This is a genomic window from Neobacillus niacini (genome assembly GCF_036961885.1).
GTDB classification, from domain to species: domain Bacteria; phylum Bacillota; class Bacilli; order Bacillales; family Cytobacillaceae; genus Neobacillus; species Neobacillus niacini_H.
Genome location: NZ_JBALNQ010000008.1, coordinates 230,900 through 231,144 on the forward strand (window position 1 = coordinate 230,900; position 245 = coordinate 231,144).

A 245-nucleotide genomic window follows, 5' to 3' on the forward strand; every position below is an offset into this window, starting at 1 on the left:
TTGCTTTTTTTAAGTGAAGCACAGCACAATCATTAATTTTTGTTATAAAAAGCAACAAAGTTTAAGAAAAGAGCCTTAATAAAATAAAGATCTCCATAACCATGCTGCCCATGACCGGTTGTTCAACATTCCGTCAAATCATTTCAAACAAACTGTGAACTTGACACTATACCTATGTTATTAACTGTAAAAAACTAATATAGTGTAAGTATCAAGAACAAGTAAATTTGAAAGGCGGAATGCTT